Origin of the sequence: Halorubrum aidingense JCM 13560, from assembly GCF_000336995.1 — an archaeon.
Lineage (GTDB): Archaea > Halobacteriota > Halobacteria > Halobacteriales > Haloferacaceae > Halorubrum > Halorubrum aidingense.
This window is the reverse complement of the sequence record NZ_AOJI01000035.1, coordinates 36,787-53,374: the sequence shown is the minus strand read 5'-3', so window position 1 is coordinate 53,374 and position 16,588 is coordinate 36,787. Positions and strand designations below refer to the sequence as shown.

At 68.7% G+C, this 16,588-nt stretch carries 18 protein-coding genes; 4 read left to right on the top strand and 14 right to left on the bottom strand.

Translation table 11 applies throughout. The annotated features are described in order from the left end of the window. Nucleotides 1-196: 196 nt before the first annotated feature. Together C461_RS14810 and C461_RS14805 are read right to left on the bottom strand one after the other, a co-directional pair. Nucleotides 197-1,060 (bottom strand): TIGR01548 family HAD-type hydrolase, encoded by an 864-nt coding sequence (locus C461_RS14810; protein ID WP_008002641.1) that lies wholly within the window; start codon nucleotides 1,058-1,060, stop codon nucleotides 197-199. A gap of 67 nt (nucleotides 1,061-1,127) precedes the next feature. After that, nucleotides 1,128-1,613 (bottom strand): UPF0146 family protein, encoded by a 486-nt coding sequence (locus C461_RS14805; protein ID WP_008002640.1) that lies wholly within the window; start codon nucleotides 1,611-1,613, stop codon nucleotides 1,128-1,130. Between the two features lie 39 nt (nucleotides 1,614-1,652). Here C461_RS14805 and C461_RS14800 point away from each other — a divergent pair, with 39 nt between their 5' ends. From C461_RS14800 to ygfZ, 3 genes are all read left to right on the top strand, one after another. Further along, complete coding sequence (locus C461_RS14800) at nucleotides 1,653-2,174, top strand: archaemetzincin family Zn-dependent metalloprotease (protein WP_008002638.1); 522 nt, start codon at nucleotides 1,653-1,655, stop codon at nucleotides 2,172-2,174. A gap of 76 nt (nucleotides 2,175-2,250) precedes the next feature. Beyond that, a complete protein-coding gene (locus C461_RS14795) occupies nucleotides 2,251-2,550 on the top strand; it encodes a DUF6432 family protein (RefSeq protein WP_008002636.1) in 300 nt (99 codons plus the stop codon). Between the two features lie 49 nt (nucleotides 2,551-2,599). Next, nucleotides 2,600-3,751: a CAF17-like 4Fe-4S cluster assembly/insertion protein YgfZ gene (ygfZ, locus tag C461_RS14790; protein ID WP_008002634.1), complete on the top strand. Its 1,152-nt coding sequence runs from the start codon at nucleotides 2,600-2,602 to the stop codon at nucleotides 3,749-3,751. Between the two features lie 93 nt (nucleotides 3,752-3,844). On the opposite strand, the gene C461_RS14785 is transcribed toward ygfZ, so the two are convergent. The 9 genes from C461_RS14785 to C461_RS14750 all read right to left on the bottom strand — a co-directional run bounded on the left by C461_RS14785 (nucleotide 3,845) and on the right by C461_RS14750 (nucleotide 12,335). Further along, entirely contained in the window at nucleotides 3,845-5,020 is a 1,176-nt protein-coding gene (locus tag C461_RS14785; protein ID WP_008002632.1) for an inorganic phosphate transporter, read from the bottom strand. Between the two features lies 1 nt (nucleotide 5,021). Further along, nucleotides 5,022-5,150 (bottom strand): DUF7859 family protein, encoded by a 129-nt coding sequence (locus C461_RS16230; RefSeq protein WP_008002631.1) that lies wholly within the window; start codon nucleotides 5,148-5,150, stop codon nucleotides 5,022-5,024. Nucleotides 5,151-5,417: 267 nt separating this feature from the next. After that, a complete protein-coding gene (locus C461_RS14780) occupies nucleotides 5,418-5,969 on the bottom strand; it encodes a metallophosphoesterase (protein WP_008002629.1) in 552 nt (183 codons plus the stop codon). Nucleotides 5,970-6,445: 476 nt separating this feature from the next. Further along, entirely contained in the window at nucleotides 6,446-6,907 is a 462-nt protein-coding gene (locus C461_RS14775; RefSeq protein ID WP_008002627.1) for an arsenate-mycothiol transferase ArsC, read from the bottom strand. Between the two features lie 27 nt (nucleotides 6,908-6,934). Then, on the bottom strand, nucleotides 6,935-7,633 hold the full coding sequence (locus C461_RS14770; RefSeq protein WP_008002625.1) for a phosphate signaling complex PhoU family protein: 699 nt from the start codon (nucleotides 7,631-7,633) through the stop codon (nucleotides 6,935-6,937). Further along, the gene (pstB, locus tag C461_RS14765) at nucleotides 7,634-8,464 is read right to left on the bottom strand and encodes a phosphate ABC transporter ATP-binding protein PstB (RefSeq protein ID WP_008002623.1); all 831 of its coding nucleotides are present in this window, start codon (nucleotides 8,462-8,464) and stop codon (nucleotides 7,634-7,636) included. Nucleotide 8,465: 1 nt separating this feature from the next. Then, nucleotides 8,466-10,238, bottom strand: coding sequence for a phosphate ABC transporter permease PstA (gene pstA / locus C461_RS14760; protein ID WP_008002621.1), 1,773 nt, complete (start codon nucleotides 10,236-10,238; stop codon nucleotides 8,466-8,468). Continuing rightward, nucleotides 10,238-11,212, bottom strand: coding sequence for a phosphate ABC transporter permease subunit PstC (pstC, locus tag C461_RS14755; RefSeq protein ID WP_049906740.1), 975 nt, complete (start codon nucleotides 11,210-11,212; stop codon nucleotides 10,238-10,240). Before pstC ends, pstA begins: the two co-directional genes overlap by 1 nt. A 55-nt stretch (nucleotides 11,213-11,267) precedes the next feature. After that, on the bottom strand, nucleotides 11,268-12,335 hold the full coding sequence (locus C461_RS14750; protein ID WP_008002617.1) for a PstS family phosphate ABC transporter substrate-binding protein: 1,068 nt from the start codon (nucleotides 12,333-12,335) through the stop codon (nucleotides 11,268-11,270). Nucleotides 12,336-12,522: 187 nt separating this feature from the next. Here C461_RS14750 and C461_RS14745 point away from each other — a divergent pair, with 187 nt between their 5' ends. Beyond that, complete coding sequence (locus C461_RS14745; protein WP_008002616.1) at nucleotides 12,523-12,831, top strand: DUF7853 family protein; 309 nt, start codon at nucleotides 12,523-12,525, stop codon at nucleotides 12,829-12,831. A 14-nt stretch (nucleotides 12,832-12,845) separates the two neighbouring features. Here C461_RS14745 and C461_RS14740 read toward each other — a convergent pair whose 3' ends face one another. The 3 genes from C461_RS14740 to C461_RS14730 form a co-directional block, all read right to left on the bottom strand. Continuing rightward, nucleotides 12,846-14,999 (bottom strand): heterodisulfide reductase-related iron-sulfur binding cluster, encoded by a 2,154-nt coding sequence (locus C461_RS14740; RefSeq protein ID WP_008002614.1) that lies wholly within the window; start codon nucleotides 14,997-14,999, stop codon nucleotides 12,846-12,848. Between the two features lie 86 nt (nucleotides 15,000-15,085). Further along, nucleotides 15,086-15,802 (bottom strand): energy-coupling factor transporter transmembrane component T family protein, encoded by a 717-nt coding sequence (locus C461_RS14735; protein ID WP_008002613.1) that lies wholly within the window; start codon nucleotides 15,800-15,802, stop codon nucleotides 15,086-15,088. Then, complete coding sequence (locus C461_RS14730; protein WP_008002611.1) at nucleotides 15,799-16,557, bottom strand: energy-coupling factor ABC transporter ATP-binding protein; 759 nt, start codon at nucleotides 16,555-16,557, stop codon at nucleotides 15,799-15,801. The genes C461_RS14735 and C461_RS14730 overlap by 4 nt, the downstream gene beginning before the upstream one ends. Nucleotides 16,558-16,588 lie beyond the last annotated feature (31 nt).

Genomic DNA, 16,588 nt, shown 5'->3' with positions numbered 1-16,588 from the left:
GTATCGTCCACCACCGTCCGGAACCGATGCGAACCCACCCGCACGCGCGCCGCACAGGCCACCGTTCGCCGCCGCGTTCCGGAGCGTGGTTGGGTGCAGATATCTCGTTATGCCTTATGTACCTGCTGGGACAGTTATCAGTTGTAGGAATTCCTCGTCCCGGTCGACCGGCGGGCGCGTGCGCTCCAAACGCCGCTTACGCCAACAGCTCGACGAGTTCGTTCACGTCGTCGACGACGACGTCGGCGCCGGCGTCGACGAAGGACCGACGACCGTCCTCGCCGGTCAGCCCTCCGGTGAGCACGCCGACCCCGTAGTACACGCGAGCCTCGTCAGCGGCGTCCGCGTTGCGGGCGGTCCGCACGTCGTCGAGGGTGTCACCGACGAAGGCGACGGTCTCGGCGTCGAAGCGCTCCGCGAGCGTCACGAGCGCCCGCGGGTGCGGCTTGCCCTCCTCCCAGTCGTCCATCGTGAAGCGGTGCGCGTCCGGGACGTCGAGACCGACGCGCGCTAAGGCGATCTCCGCCTCCGCCGCGGGCCGCCCCGTCAACACACCGACGTCGAACCGCTCGGTCAGGTCAGCGATCGTCTCGGGGTCAACGAGCGTCGGCTCGTCGTGGATGTACCCCGGGGCATCGAACGGCGGCGTACCGCCCTCAAGCTCGCGGTACAGCTCCGCGCCGAGGTACAGCGCCTGAAAGGTGTCTCGGAGCCGGTCGGTGTCCCACTGGTCGCGGACGCGGGCCTGTGCGACGCGCGGAAGGTCGCTGACCACGGCCTTCGCGGCTTCGAGCCCGCCGCCGCCGTCGGCGACGCGGTCGGTGAACTCCGACACGTTCATCCGGAGGCCCTCGCGGCGCGCTAACACGAAGAGGGCGGCCGCGTCGGTCAGCTCCCAGTCGTTGTTGAATCCGCCGGCGTCTTTGAACGCCTGGATCGCGTCCCGGTCGATCGTCTTGCCACACACTCGGTCGACGGACTCGATGATCGCCCGCCGGTAGGAGTCCGCGACGTCGACCAACACGCCGTCGATGTCGAGAACGACTGCGTCGACCTGCATACCCGTAGGCCGACGGCGGTGGGAAAGAACGTTCGGGTTCGCGGGCGATGCCGCCGGAGCGCAGCGGTCACCGCGAGCCGGGCCCGCGACCCTTCCGGTCGCGGACGACGTACAACGTGGCCCCCGACAGCGACCGTCGGTCGACGGGGACGACCGGCTCCTCGAACCCGAGCGTGGTGAACAGGCAGTCGGCGTCGAGCCGCGCTGCGAGCGCCGCCGTCGGCCGTTGCAGCTCGGCCGGGAGGTTGAGGGCGTACACCGCGTCGACTCTCGCGTCGGCTCCGGCGTTGATTCCCGCGTCGTCCGCTTCGTCGAGCGCGAACACATCGGCCTCGATCGCACGGAGCGATCCCTCGTCAGCGTCCGCGGACACCGAGTGCGCCCGCGCCGCGCGCCGCGTCCGCTCGCCGACATCGACGTCGATCGCGACGACGTCCGCTCCGCGCTCGGCGAGCGCGCTCGCGACGCCCGGGCGGTTCCCGACGCCGACTTCGAGCAGTCGATCGTGGCTGGCAAGTTCCGGGACGAGGACACGACGGGACGATGAAACCACGGCGCGGGCTTTATGACCGCGGCGGTCAAAAGCCGTTCCATGCTCGTGGACATCGTCCCAGTCGGAGAAGTTCCCCCACGCGTGAAACGGGAGGCCTCCGCCGCGCTCCGTTCGGTCTACGACTGCGACGTCACGGTCCACGACGACCAGCCGATCCCCGAAACCGCCTACGACGAGGGGCGCGATCAGTACCGCGCCGAGGACCTCATCGAGACCGTCAGTCGCGTGGGCGGCGGCGAGAAGAACATCGGCATCACGCCGCGGGACCTGTACTACCGCCGCCGGAACTACGTGTTCGGGCTCGCGTACCTGAACGGCAACGGCTCCGTCATCTCGACGCATCGGCTCCGGACCTCGTCGGACGGCGGCGTCTCGACGAAGCCCGCCGTCGACGTGTTCGCGGACCGAGTCCGCAAAGAGGTCGTCCATGAGATCGGTCACACGCTCGGGTTAGAACACTGCGACAACAGCAAGTGCGTCATGTCCTTTTCGCCCACCGTCCGCGAGGTCGACGTGAAAGAGGAGAACCTCTGTGGCTCCTGTTCGCGGCTCGTTCGCTGAGTCCGGTCTGTAGCAGCCTCCTTCGTCGATTCCGATCGCCGGTAGAAGTAAACCCCGTCCTCTCCAAGTGGTGAGTATGGCCGCAAAGCCGGAATACCGCGACCGGCCCGACGTCGAGGTCGCGCTGTTGGACGCACTCGTCGACCGCGGCGACGAGGGCATGACGGTACTGGAGCTGCGGGCGGCCGTCGACGCCGACATCGACGCCATCGAGGAGGCCCTCTCGGCGTTGAAAGCCGACTCGCTCATCACCGTCGAGAGCCAAGAGCGCGTCCGCGTCTACCCGCACGACCGGGTCGTCCCCGACCCCGACGAGCAGACCGACGCGGCCCCCGGGGGGCTCGTCGACGCCGTCCGCGATCGGCTCGGACTGTAGCGCCGCCGAAGCCAGCGACCTTTTGGCGCTCCCGGGATTCCGTACGAGTATGACTCTGGTCTCCGGCACCCACGGCGCCCACGGCGCGGTGTACCGCGACCGCGGCGGCCGTCGGGTGGTCGATCACTACGGGAAGCCCGAGCGCGTCGGGAAGGCGGTCCGTAACGTCGTCGGCACGATCGAGATGGGCTACGGCGTGCTCGCCGTGACGGGCGAGGACCGCGTCGAGTTCGTCGACAACGCCGTCTCGAACCGCGTCCCGAGCGAAGACGGACAGGGCGTGTACGCCCTGCTGCTCGATCCACAGGGTGCCATCGAGACGGATATGTACGTGTACAACGCCGCCGAGAGGCTGCTCGTCTTCCTCCCGCCGGAGCGGACTGAAGCGGTCGCCGAAGACTGGGCGAGCAAGGTGTTCATCCAAGACGTCGAAATCGAGGACGTATCGAGCGATTTCGGCGTGTTCGGCGTTCACGGCCCCAAATCGACCGAGAAGGTCGCGTCGGTGCTCGGCGGTCCGGGCGCCCCGGAGGCGCCCCTCTCGTTCGTCCGCGGGTCGATGGTCGACGCCGGCGTCACCGTCATCGCCAGCGACGCGCCCCTCGGCGAGGAGGGGTACGAGGTCGTCTGCGCGGCCGACGACGCCGAGCAGGTGTTCGACACGCTGATCAACCGCGGGCTCAACGCGGCCCCGTTCGGCTACCGGACGTGGGACGCGCTCTCGCTCGAGGCGGGCACGCCCCTCTTCGAGTACGAGTTGGCGGGAACGGTGCCGAACGTCCTCGGACTGCGCAACGCCCTCGACTTCGAGAAGGGGTGTTACGTCGGTCAAGAGGTCGTCTCCCGCGTCGAGAACCGGGGACGGCCGAGCCGCCGACTGGTCGGGCTCGAACTCACCGGGCTCGCGGACGCCGTCGCGGAAATCGACGGTGACGCCGACCCGGAGGGCTACGACGAGATCCTGCCGACGCCCGGTGCGGCGGTCTTCGCCGGCGACGAGGCGATCGGCGAGGTGACGCGCGCCGCGGTCGGTCCCGCATCAGGCGATCCGATCGCACTGGCGCTCGTCCGATTCGACGCCGCTCTCGACGGGCTCTCCGTGCGCGTTGACGGCGACGAGACCGCAGCGATCCCCGCCGACCTCCCCTTCGTCGACGGGAGCGCGCGCTCCGGTCGACTCCCGACGTATCCCGAGGAGTAACGGCGATCGTCACGGCTGTCGCGACTGTCGCGACCGGTGGGGCCGCCATGGCCGCCACGACTGGTGCGGCCGAGGGTTACAAGACCAGTCGAATCACACGACCAGCTGAACCGCCGAGTAGATGCCGAACCCGAGCACGAAGGATCCGACGAGCGACGCGACCCACGCGAACACGGTGTATCCCATCTTCGCCCGGCTCACGCCGGCGTCGCCCGCAGCGTAGCCGGCGCCGACGATCGCCGAGACGATGATCTCGTTGAACGAGACCGGGATCCCGAAGGCGACGGCGATCTGCGCGATCGCGAACGAGGGGATGAGCGCGGCGATCGAGCGCCGCGGGCCCATCGAGGCGTAGTCCTGCGCGATCGCTTTGATCATCCGAGGGGCGCCGGTCCACGAGCCCGCCAGCAGGCCGGCGCCGCCACCGACGAGCAGCGCCCAGAGCGGGACGCCGACGTCGCTGAAGATCGGGACCAGCGGGCCGATGGCGAGACCGACCTGCGAGCCGCCGGCCGAGAAGGCGACGAGCCCGCCCATCGCGAGGAGGAAACGTCGCTGTGCGCCCGCGCGGTCGCGTCCGAGGTCGGCGTACACCGCGATCGCGACGAGCGCCGCGATCGCGACCGTGACCGCGAGTGCGCCGGCCTCGCCGACGCCGAGCCCGGGGCCGAGCGCCGTCGAGATCGAGGCCTGTTCGCCCTCGGGGCCGAGCAGCGCGAACCCGACGTTCGCGACGATCGCGCCCACGATGCCGGCCAGTCCGGCGGTGAGTGCGCGTTCCGGGAGCCGATCACCGAGCAGGCTCCGAGCGACCGCGTAAGCGACGCCGCCGCCGACGAACGGGGTGAGCACCCACAGCGTCATGATCTCGACGTACTTCGGCCAGGCGGGGTCGCCGCCCATCGCGAGTCCGACGCCGACGACCGCGCCGGTGACCGTGAACGCGGTCGCGATCGGATAGCCGGCGAAGACGCCGATCGCGACGAGGACGGCCGCGGTGATCAGCGCGACGATGGCCGCGCCGGCCGTGAGCGTCACGCCGCCGATCAGCTCCGTGCCGACGGCCTCCGTCACGTTCGCGCCCTGTAAGATCGCACCGAGCAGCCCGAGCACCCCGACGACGAGCCCCGCGCGCATCACGGAGATGGCGTTCGCGCCGACGGCCGGCGCGAACGGAGTCGATCCCGAGGAGCCGGCCCCGATCGACCACGCCATAAAGAGACTCGCGACGCCGGCGACGACGAGGGTGGCGACCGTAGCGACGACCATGTTACTGTTGCCCGTCTTCGTACCCTTCGCGCAGTCCGGTGAGCGTACGCCGGACGAGCAAGAACCCGAAGAAGAAGAGTCCGAGCAAACCGACGAGAAGGACGACGAACAACGGTTGGACCGGGAGCATACACTCGAATCCGTCGGAACGGGGTTATGCGTTTCGGCAGCGCGGTCGTCCCACCGTCTCACCCTCCGGTCTGCCCGCAATTCGACGCGGCAGCGGCGATAACTAAAACGCGCGTTTGTGCGTAAGCCGGGTATAAGCTCCCGCCGACGCAAGCGTTCAATGCTCCCGCTTCGGCCCTCCGCCCGGCGGCCGCCGGCCGCCCCATTTTCGAACGCTCCCCGCGCGTCGGCGACGTACTCAGTGGCACCGCCGTCCCGACCCCCCGCGTCAGGGCCGGATCCGGAACTCCTCGAAGACTTCGCCGGCGGGCGTGACGAGTCGGCCGTCGAGCCCCGCATCGGGGTTCGAGTCCGCTTGCTCGCTCTCGTCGCCGGCGCCCGACGCCGGTTCCAGTTCGGCGTGCGCCGGGCGGTTCCCGCGCGGTTCCGCGTGGCTCCCCGGATTCAGGATGGGGAGGCCGGTCGAGTCGTCGAACCGCGGTCGGTGAGTGTGCCCGCAGATCACGGCGTCGGCGTCGCGACCGCGGCCGAGCATCACCAGCCCGGTGTCGCCGCTGCGGTGACGGTGGGTGACCGCGAAGCGGACGCCGGCGTACTCGACGGTCCGAACCTCGGGCAGCCGCTCGCGGATCATCGCGTCGTCGTTGTTGCCGTACACGCCTCGGAGGGCCCGCGAAGCCGACTCGAAGGCGTCGAGGACTGGTTCCCGGTAGAAGTCGCCCACGTGAACGACCAGTTCGGCCTCACGGACCGCCTCGGCGGTCCGTCCCTGAAGCTTCGACTCTTCGCGCGAATGGGTGTCGGAGACGACGACGAGCATACGTACTCGCCGTCGGCACGCACCGGGCTTAAAAACCGTGCCCCGCGACGGCGGTCGGTCCCGACGTTACAGCGAGCAGCACGGCCGGCGGCGGTGAAGGGAATAGACAGACGATAAGCTATAAATTGATCCGCGGTGGCGCGCTCCTCGCTCGCCGGCGCGAAGCGACGGCGGCGAGAGCGCGAGGGAGCCGCTGGCGCTTATAAGCGCCAGCGGCGAGGCTGGGGAGGCGTGAGGCGCGGTCCCGCGAGCGGCGCGAGCGGGAGCACGGAAGTCGCAGCCCGCGCAGCGAACGAAGTGAGCGAGCAGGACCGTCTTCCGGCGGTGCGGGGCGGTGCGGGATAGTGCGAGGCGGTGCGAGAGGGGACGAGAAAACGGGTACCACGCCGGCGACTGTTTATAAAGGGCTGCCGGCAGACCGAGTGGCGCAAGATTGAGGCCGCACGTCGCGGCCCCAATACCGACCGACGCGCCGGCTACTCGTCGTCCGGCGCGCCGAACCGCTCGTCGAAGAGCGCGATCACGCGCCGTTCGATCTCGTCGCGGATCGGACGGACCTCCTCGATCGGGCGCTCGCCCGGATCGTCGAGGTCCCAGTCGTCGGTGTCGACGCCGTCGAGCTCCAAGGTCGAACAGCCCATCGTGGCGACGAAGTCGGAGTCGGCGAGCGTCTCCTCGGAGACGTGCTGCGGCTCGCGGCCGTTCACGTCGAGGTCGACCTCCGCGAGCGCCTCGACGACCACGTCGTGGACGCTATCTGCGGGCATGGTGCCACCGGTCACGATCGTGACGCGGTCGCCGAGGCCGCGCCGGTCGCGCTCGCGCTCCGCGAACGCCGTCGCCATCTGGCTCCGGCCGGCGTTGCGGACGCACATGAACGTGAGCGTGATCTTCTCATCAGTCGCCGTCTCGTCAGCCGCGTCGGTTGGTGTCGTCATTGGTGAATCGTGGTTTCGGCCGCCGGATCAGTAGATCAGCTCGTCGTCGCTCTCGATCATGTACAGCGTTCGGGCGGCGATGTTGACCCCGTGGTCCCCGACGCGTTCGAGGTCGCGGACCGCCAGCAGGGCGCGCGAGACGTCGTCGAGCGCGTCGGCCAGATGGTCCGGCTCCGGCTCTGCCGTCCCGTTCGTCGCGGCGCGAGCGCGGTCGGCTTCGAGCAGACTCCGGATGACCGCCTCGCTGGCTCGTCGACATCGCTCGTCGAGGTCGTCGTCGCGGACGTCGATCCCTCGACAGGCGTCCGGGTCGGACGCCTCGTAGGCGGCGACTGCGTCCGCAACCATCTCGCCGGCCGCGTCGCCGAGTCCGCGGAAGTCGACGGCCGGATGGATCCCGCCGTCCTCGCCGCCGTACTCGGCGATGTTCGTCGCGAGGTCGGCGACGCGTTCGAGGTCGGTGATGATCTTGAACGAGGCCGTCACCAGCCGGAGATCCCCGGCCACGGGCTGTTGGAGCGCGAGCAGTTCCGTGCACGCCTCTTCTAGTTCGAGGTACCGGTCGTTGACGACGTGGTCGCCGCCGATCACTTCGTCGGCGAGGTCGTCGTCGCCCGTCTCGGCCGCGCGGAGCGCGGTCTCGTAGCGATCGAGGACCAGATCGCCCATCGCGACCACGTCGGCCCGCAGCTCGTCGAGCTGCTCCTGGTAGTTCTCCCGAGGCATCTATCCGAACTTCCCCGTGATGTAGTCCTCGACGCGCTGTTCTTCCGGGTCCTCGAAGATCTTCGTCGTGTCGTCGTACTCGACGAGCTGCCCGCCGGTGAGGAACACCGCCGTGCGGTCGGAGATCCGCGCCGCCTGCTGCATGTTGTGCGTGACGATGATGACGGTGTACTCCTCGGCGAGGTCGTCGATGAGGTCCTCGATCTTCGAGGCCGCGACGGGGTCGAGCGCCGAGGTCGGCTCGTCCATCAGGATGACCTCCGGGTCGGGCGCGATCGCCCGAGCGATACAGAGGCGCTGTTGTTGCCCTCCGGAGAGATCGAGCCCCGAAGAGTCGAGCTGGTCTTTGACTTCGTCCCACAGCGCGGCGCCCTTCAGCGACTCCTCGACGCGGGCGTCGACGTCCCCGTCGAATCCCTGGATCTTCAGCCCGTACGCGACGTTGTCGCGGATCGATTTCGGGAACGGGTTCGGCTTCTGGAACACCATCCCGATCTTCCGTCGCAGCGCGACGGGGTCGACGTCGGCGTCGTACACGTTCTTCCCGCCGAAGGTGACGTCGCCCTCGACGCGACAGACGTCGATCATGTCGTTCATCCGGTTGATACACCGGAGGAACGTCGATTTGCCACAGCCGGACGGGCCGATGAGGGCCGTCACCCGCTTTTCCGGGATCTCGATCGACACGTCGTCGATCGCCTGTTCATCGCCGTAGAAGACGTTGAGGTCGCGAGCGGCGACCGCGGTCCGATTCGATGGTGCGGTTCGGTCGTTCGATCCGGTCTCTACGTCCGTCGTGATGAGCGAGTCGCTCGTGTCTGTGTTACTCATGTTAGTGCCCCCGTTCCGCGCGGTTCCGCAGCAGTATCGCCGTTCCGTTCATGCCGACCAGGATAATCAGCAGGGTGATCACGCCGGCCGCGACGACCCCGTACCGGAACTCCGCCTGCGGGAAGCCCGCCCACGCGTAGATCTGCATCGGCATCGCGCTGAACTTGCTGAACAGGCTGCTCGGCGGGCTGAACACCGTCGTCGCCGCGCCGACCATGATGAGCGGCGCGGTCTCGCCGATCGCCCGGCCGAGCGCGAGGATCGTCCCGGTAAGGATTCCGGGGAACGCTTCCGGGAGGACGACGTTCTTCGTCGTCTGCCAGCGGGTCGCACCCATCGCGTCCGACCCCCGGCGCAGGTCGTCCGGGACCGACCGGATCGCCTCCTGTGCGGAGATGATCGTGATCGGGAGAATGAGCAGCGACAGCGTCAGCGACACGGTCACCGCCGTCCCGAAGCCGAGTCCGAGGAGGTTCGCGAACAGCCCCAGTCCGAGCAGCCCGTAGACGACGGACGGGATCGCCGCGAGGTTCGCGATGTTGATCTGGAGCAGCCGCGTCAGGCTCCCGACGGTGCCGCTCCCCGCGGTGTACTCCTCTAAGAAGACCGACGTACCGACGCCGAGCGCGAACGACAGCAGCGCCACCATCGCGATGATGATCACCGAACCGACGATCGCCGGGTACAGGCCGGCGTCTTCGGGGGTGCGCGACGGCGCCTCCGTGACGAACATGCCGTTGAGCCACGGGTCGGGCGCGGGGACGCCCCACGCCTCGACCAGGAGCGCACCGGCGAGCGCGCCGACGGCCAGCAGGACCGGCAGCGCTAGCCCGACCGCTCCCTCTCCGACATCAGCCACGCGGTGGAGGAAGACGGCAGTCGGCACGCCGGCGAGGGTGAGGACCAACAGCGCGTTCGGGCCGCCGATCCCCAGCCCGGCCGCCTCTCCGAAGAGCCCGACAGCCGCCGCCAGTGCGAGCGGAGCACCGCCGACGGCTGCCGCAGCGATCCGACCGCCGCGGTCCGCGGCGACGAGCGCGCCGGCGAGCGCGATCGGGATCGCCAGCGTCCAGAGGTAGATGAGCACCGTCGTGGGGTACGTGTCGACGACGGAGCGCAGGGCCACCGCCGCGACGGTGCCGAGGAGCCCGATCGGGATCGCGGCCGTGATCGCCCGCGGCGCCGACCGCAGTCGGCCGTAGCCGTACGCCGCCGCCGCCGGGACGAATCCGAGCGTGTACGCGAGGAACCACAGCCGCGGGTCGAACACGAGGAACAGTATCCCGAGCGCGAGACCGATCGCGGTGCCGCCGATGAGCCGGCCGAGCAGCCCGAATCCGACCTGCCCGACGCGCCCTCGACTCCCGACGTACGTCACGTATCCCGTCAGGGGGAGCGCGACCACGAAGAGGTACGCGAGCTGCCAGGTGAGCCGCGGGATCGGCCTGACGACCGTTTCGATCGCGGTGAAGACCACGGCGGTGGCGACGAGTCCGCCGCCGAGCACACCGAGCGTTCGGCGGGTCAGCGTCCGGTCGTTCGCGCTGTACAGACAGAACGCGAGGTACGGAACGACGAGCGTAACGAAGTACGTCAGCAGCCACTCCGGGCTGGCGTTGGCCAGATCGAAGGCGTCGATCGTGACGTATACCAAGAGCACCGCGAGCGCGAAGATGCCGAGCACGGAAGCGCCGAGCGAGAGGTATTCGAAGACGATCCCTCGAACCCGACTCACCTCACCGAAGCCGCCGGCGTGTGCGTTGTCGGTCCCCATCAGTACTCCTCCCGGTAGCGTTGCGCGATAATATCACTGAACACGTTCATTACGAGCGTCACCACGAACAGCGTGAGTCCGAGCGCGAACATCGCGTCGTACGGTATCGTTCCGCCGACGAGGTCGCCGCCAGCGATCTGCACCATCGCGACGGTTATCGTCATCCCGGAGTCGAGCAGCACGTCCGCGGGGTTGACGAAGGGGATCCCGAACGCGAGCTCTTGGACCGCCGGCATCCGCGCCTGCGCGCCCATCGCGACGACGACGATCATCGTCTCACCGATCGCGCGCGAGACGGCGAGGATGTACGAGGAGGCGATCCCGGAGACCGACGCCGGGACGACGATCCCCGTCGACACCTCGAATTTCGTCGCGCCGAGCCCGTACCCGGCCTGCCGGAGATCGTCGGGCACCGCGCTCATCGCGTCCTCGGAGATCGACGACACCATCGGGATCGTCATGATCCCGACCATCAACGACGCGGACAGCGCGTTGAACGTACTTATCTCCGGGAACAAGGTCGCTTTCAGCACCGGCGTGATGTACACCAGCGCGAAGTACCCGTACACGACCGTCGGGATGCCCGCGAGGATCTCCAAGAGCGGTTTCAGTATCGAGCGCGCGTTCGACGTCGCGTACTCGCTGAGGTAGATCGCGGTCAGCGTCCCGACCGGCAGCGCGATGAACGCTGCGGTGATGGTGACGGTGAGCGTCCCGATGACGAGCGGAACGATCCCGAACACCTGTCCACCGCCCGCCGGGTTCGGGCTCCAGTTGGTGCTAGTCAGGAACTCCGTGACCGGTATCTGTGAAAAGAACGCCACCGTATCCGACAGCAGCGTCACGAAGATCGCGACCGTCGTGAGTAGGGTGACCATCGCACACGCTGCGAAGAGGCCACCGTAAGTTCCCTCTTTCAGTCGTCTGAGTCCGCTCCGCCGCTGGAGATCGGGACTCTCGGTACTATCTGTCACAACCGGTCGGACATCGCACGCTGTCGTAAATCAATACACCGGTTCATCGCGGGGGTTAGCCCTGGGCCTGCTCGATCCCGTCTTCGAGGATCTGCATCTGCTCCTCTTGGATCTCGTCGGTCGCGGGCACGTACCCGACGTCGCCGGCGACGAGGTCCTCGTTGGTGGTCTGTTCGACGAAGTAACGCGCGAACTCCGCGATGTGCTCCTCACCGAGCGATTCGATCGACGGGTAAGTGAACAGCGGGCGGGAGAGGGGCGTGTACTCACCGTTAGCGGCCGTTTCGAGGCTCGGCTCGACGGGGCCGTCGCCGTCGTCGATCCCCAGTGCCTTCAGCTCGTCGGGGTTCTGGAAGTAGTACGAGAACCCGAAGTAGCCGATCGCGTACTCGCTGCCGGCGACGCCTTGCGCGATCGTGTTGTCCTGCTCGGTCGCCTGGTAATCGCTGGTGTGACCGCTCTCGCCCAGAATGGCCTCGATGAAGTAGTCGTACGTCCCCGAGGTGTCGGCGGCGCCGAAGCGGTCGATCTCCTCGTTGGGGAACTCGTCGCGGACCTCGTCCCACGTCTCGACGGCGTCGGACTCCCAGATCATCGCGAGCTCGTCGGTGGTGAGCGAGTCGATCCAGTCGGCCTCGTTGTTGACGACGACCGTGAGCGCGTCCGTCGCCGCGACCAGTTCGATGTACTCGACGCCGTTCTCGGCGCACAGCTCCTCTTCTTCCTCCTTGATCGGGCGGCTCGCGTTGTTGAAGTCGGTCTCGCCGACACAGAAGAAGTTCGCGAACCCACCACCGGAGCCGGTCGAGCTGATGTCGATGGAGACGTCGGGGTTGTCCGCCGCGAAGTCTTCCGCGACCGCGCTCATCAGCGGGAAGACCGTCGAGGACCCGGCGATGTTGATCGATCCCGACAGGGACCCGTCGGAGCTGCCGTCGTCTCCGGAGCTACCGTCGTCTCCGGAGCTACCGTCGTCTCCGGAGCTGCCGTCGTCTCCAGAGCCGCCGTCGCCACCCTCAGTCTCCGTACACCCAGCGATCGCCAGTGCCCCCGCGCCGGCGATTGCCGCGAGTGATTTCCGCCGAGTGATGCCCTGTGTCTCCGCGTCGTGGCTTGGTGCCATCACCTGTTCATGACCGTGTTTCGGTTAAGTAGTATGCTATGAGCGGTACGAACGAGCCCATACCGTTCGTTTGTGAGACATACCCACCAGTAGGCAATATAGTACTATATAGTTAAGTCACGGTGACGAAGCCGAGGCGTCGGTATCGGAGCGCATTTTTAAGACCCCTCGTACGGAGACCCAGACGATGACCCCCTCGACGAACGCCGATCACCCGCCTCCGACGGCCTCGCGCGAGGAGGCCTGGATCGCCCACGCCGCCCTGCTAGAGGCGGGCGCAGCGGCGGCCGCCGCCGGAGACGAAACGCCGCCGCAGTGTCGGCCCCGCCGTCGCATCGAACGCGGCCGGGCGCTCGACGCCGCCGGCGTCGAACTCCTCCGCGACGCGCTGATCGAGTACCTCGGAGACGCCCCCGTTCGCGATCGCGCGCCCGGCCGTTCGCTGCTGCGGCGCGTCGACGCCGCCGTCGAGTCGCAGTCGCCGTCGCCTCCCTGAAACGCGCGGCGCGACTACGACCCCGCCGCCACCGCCTCGATCAGCAGCTCCGCGACGTCGACGATTTCCACGTCGTCCTCGAAGTCGCCCGTCTTCCGGCCGTCCTCGAACATCGTCGTGCACATCGGGCAGGCGACGACGAACTTCTCGATCGCGTCGCCCGCATCGGTGTCCTCGACGGCCTCCCGGAGCCGCTCCTCGCTCGGCTTGACGTCCTCGTCGTGTTCGGTCCAAAGCCCGCCGCCGCCACCCCCACAACAGAACGAATCCTCGCGGGAGCGGGGCATCTCGTGGAGGTCGGCGCCGGTCGCGCGGATCAGTTCGCGGGGCGCCTCGTACTCGTCGTTGTACCGCCCGAGGTGACACGGGTCGTGGTAGGTGACGGTGTAGTCGAGTTCGTCGCCCGAGAGGCCGAGCCGGCCGTCGGCGACCAACCCCTCGACCACCTGCGTCCAGTGGAACACGTCGATTTCTCCCTCCGAGTTCCACGGCTCCTCGCGGTCGAACGGCATCATCGGGTCGTCGGCGAACTCCGCGAAGTCGACCGCGGGGTACTCGTTTTTGATGGTGTTGTACGAGTGGGGGTCCGTACAGACGATCGAGTCGAACTCGCAGTCGGCGAACGTCTCGACGTGGTGGCCGGCCAGCTCCAAGTAGAGGAACTCCTCGCCGATCCGGCGGATGTCGTTGCCGTCGGTCTTCTCGTCGTCGAACAGGATCCCGAACGACACGTCGGCCTCGTCGAACAGTCGGGCGAGCGCGCGGGCGACCTTCTTGTTCCGGTCGTCGAAGCTCGGGTAGTCGCCGACGTACCAGAGGTACTCCACCTCCGTCTCGCGGGCGTCCGGGACGTCGACGTCGTCGAGGTCGTCGGCCCAGTCGCCGCGGGCCGACGGCGACTCGCCGAAGGTGTTCCCCTTCGACATCACGTCTTGGAACACGCCCTGGAGGTTCGAGTCGACCGCGCCCTCGTCGACGAGCTGGCGGTTCAGCTTCGTGAAGGAGGTGAGGTGCTCGATGTCGACGGGACAGGCGTCCATGCAGGCCATACACGACATGCAGGACTCCATCGACTCGCTGGCGATGACGCCGCCCTCGTCGGCGACGATGGGGACCGTTCCACCATCGGTCGCCACCGCGTCACGGTGTCCCACCACCGGATCGTCGCTCACGGACTCTCGGTACGCCTTTAAATCGAGGATGACGTCCCGCGGGTCGAGGTTCCGACCGACCGTGTCGGCCGGGCAGGCGTCGGTACACCGGCCGCACTTCGTGCAGGCGTCGCCGTCCATGAGCTCCTTCCAGGTGAAGTCCGACAGCGACTCGGCGTTGGTGTGATCGAGGTCGGCGGGGACGTTCGGGAGCCGCGCCCCGGCGTTCTCGTCGCGCGCGACGACGTTCGCGAACGACGAGATCATGTGGAACGGCTTCGCGTAGGGGATCCACGCGATGAACGCGAACGCGAGCAGCGAGTGGCTCCACCAGACGACGCCGTAGACGGCCTCGGCGCCCGCGGGCGTCAGCCCGGCCCACTGGAACCCCGCGGCCATCGCCATCCCGATGAAGCTCACCGTCTCGTCGGCGCGCGCGGGCTGGCCGACGATGCCGAGCGCCTGCACGACGAAGCCGCCGACGCCGAGCAGGAAGAGCGTCCAGACGAACGCGTCGTCCTCCAGCGAGGTGTGTTTGCCCCACAGCCGCCCGTCGCGCTCGCGGTAGCGGCGGGCCATCGCCATGCCGACGCCGACGACGAACAGCAGCCCGAAGGCGTCGACGGTGAACTGGTAGGCCAAGTAGAAGTCGCCCACCCAGAACGACTCGCCCGCGAGCGGGCGGTACACGTCGATGTCGAACCCGAGGATGGTCGTCGCGACGAGCAGGGTGAGGAACCCCCACAGCACGAAGGTGTGCATCACGCCGGCGTAGAGGTCCCGGTCGAACTGGTTCTCGTTCGAGAGAACGGTCTTCGTCGCGGCGAGCGTCCGCGCCGGGAGGTTCGAGAGCCGGTCGCGGGGGTCCGCGCTGCCGCGCGTGTACGCCGCGAACCGGGCGTACACGCCGTACAGGAAGACGAGGATCGCGACCGCGGCGAGCCAGTAGAACGCGGCCTTCCCGACGGGACCGATGGTCCAGAACGTCTCCCGGGTGGCCGCCTGCAGGGGAGTCATGATCGATCAGGCGGATACGGTCCGGTTAAAGGTTGCCACAACCCGGAGCCCGTCGCCGATCGTTTCCGCGGCGGCGACGCCTGGTTTCACGGGGCCACCGCGACCGCCGCCGCCAGCAACAGCCCCCCGCCGACCGCCAGCGCCGGGTAATCGCCCCGCCCGAACGCGAGTCGGGGAAGCGTCGGGTTCCACGCGAAACACCGCGCGTTCAGGGCGGTCCCCAGTCGGTCGGCCCGGGCGAACGCGCGGTTGATCCCGGCGACGGCGACGAGACGCATCCGGTCTCGGACCGGGAGAGCCTCGCCGCCGCGCGCTCGCACCGCCTCCCGCGCCGTCAGCAGGTCGCGTTTGAGGAGGGGGAGAAACCGGAAGACGAGCCCGACGCCGACACCGAGGAATCGTCCGGGCTTGCCCGGTACCGTACGCTGGATCGCCGCGCGCGAATCCCGCACCGGCGTCGATCGGACGTAGCCCGCGGCGACGACAAGGATCAGCAGGATGCGGTAGCTCGCGAGGGCGGTGTCGGCGGCGCGATCGAGTCGGAACCACGGCTCCCCGAGCGTCGCCCCGGCGACGAGCGGCGCGAGGACGAGCACCGGCGCCGCGAACCGATACCCCCACAGGTCCCGCGCCCCGCCGCCGGCGAGTCGGAGGCACCCGACGGCGAGGAGAGTGAGGACGGCGAGCCCGCGCGGCGTCGTGTAGGCGTACGCGGCGGCCGCGAAACCGGCCTGCACGAGGAGCTTCGAGCGCGGGTCGATCCGGTGGGCGAACGAGTCGCCCGGGACGTACGCGAGGGTCACGAGTCGGCGTCGGCGCCGTCCGCGAGGGGACTCGCCGGTACCCGCACGTCCAACCCGGGCAGTTCGGCGAGCGCGTCAGCCGGTGGGGCGTCCACGGCAACGCGTCCGTTCGAGAGCCCGACGACGCGGTCGGCGAGTCCCAACACGTCCCGCAGGTCGTGGGTGACGACGATCACGCTCGTCCCCTCACGGTGGAGCGCGCGGAGCCGATCGACGACGGATCGCCGGGCCGGCTCGTCGAGACCGGTGAAGGGCTCGTCCAAGACGAGGTGGTCGGGGTGCATCGCGAGGGCGCCGGCGATGGCGACGCGCTCGCGCTCGCCGCCGGAGAGCGTCTCGACCCGGTCGTCCTCGCGGCCGGTCATGTTCACGGCCGCGAGCGCGTCCGCGACGCGACGGTCGATCTCGGCGTGCGCGAGCCCGAGATTCTCCGGCCCGAAGGCGACGTCGGCGCCGACGGTCGACGCGACCAGCTGGTCGCGCGGGTCCTGAAACACCATGCCGACCGCGGTCCGCGCGGCGACGAGGTCCGCGGCGACGGGGGTGCCGTTGACGGTCACCGTCCCCGCGTCGGGCGTCGCGAGCCCGTTGAACGTCCGGACGAGCGTCGTCTTTCCGGAGCCGTTCGCGCCCGCGACGACGAGGAACTCGCCGTCCGGAATGGCGAGGGAGACGTCGTCGACGGCGGTGACGCCTCCGGAGCCGTCGCTGCCACCGCTCTCGTACCGACACGTGACGCCGTCAACGTCGATCACGCGGACGCCCTCCGGTCCGCGGTCGGGGAAC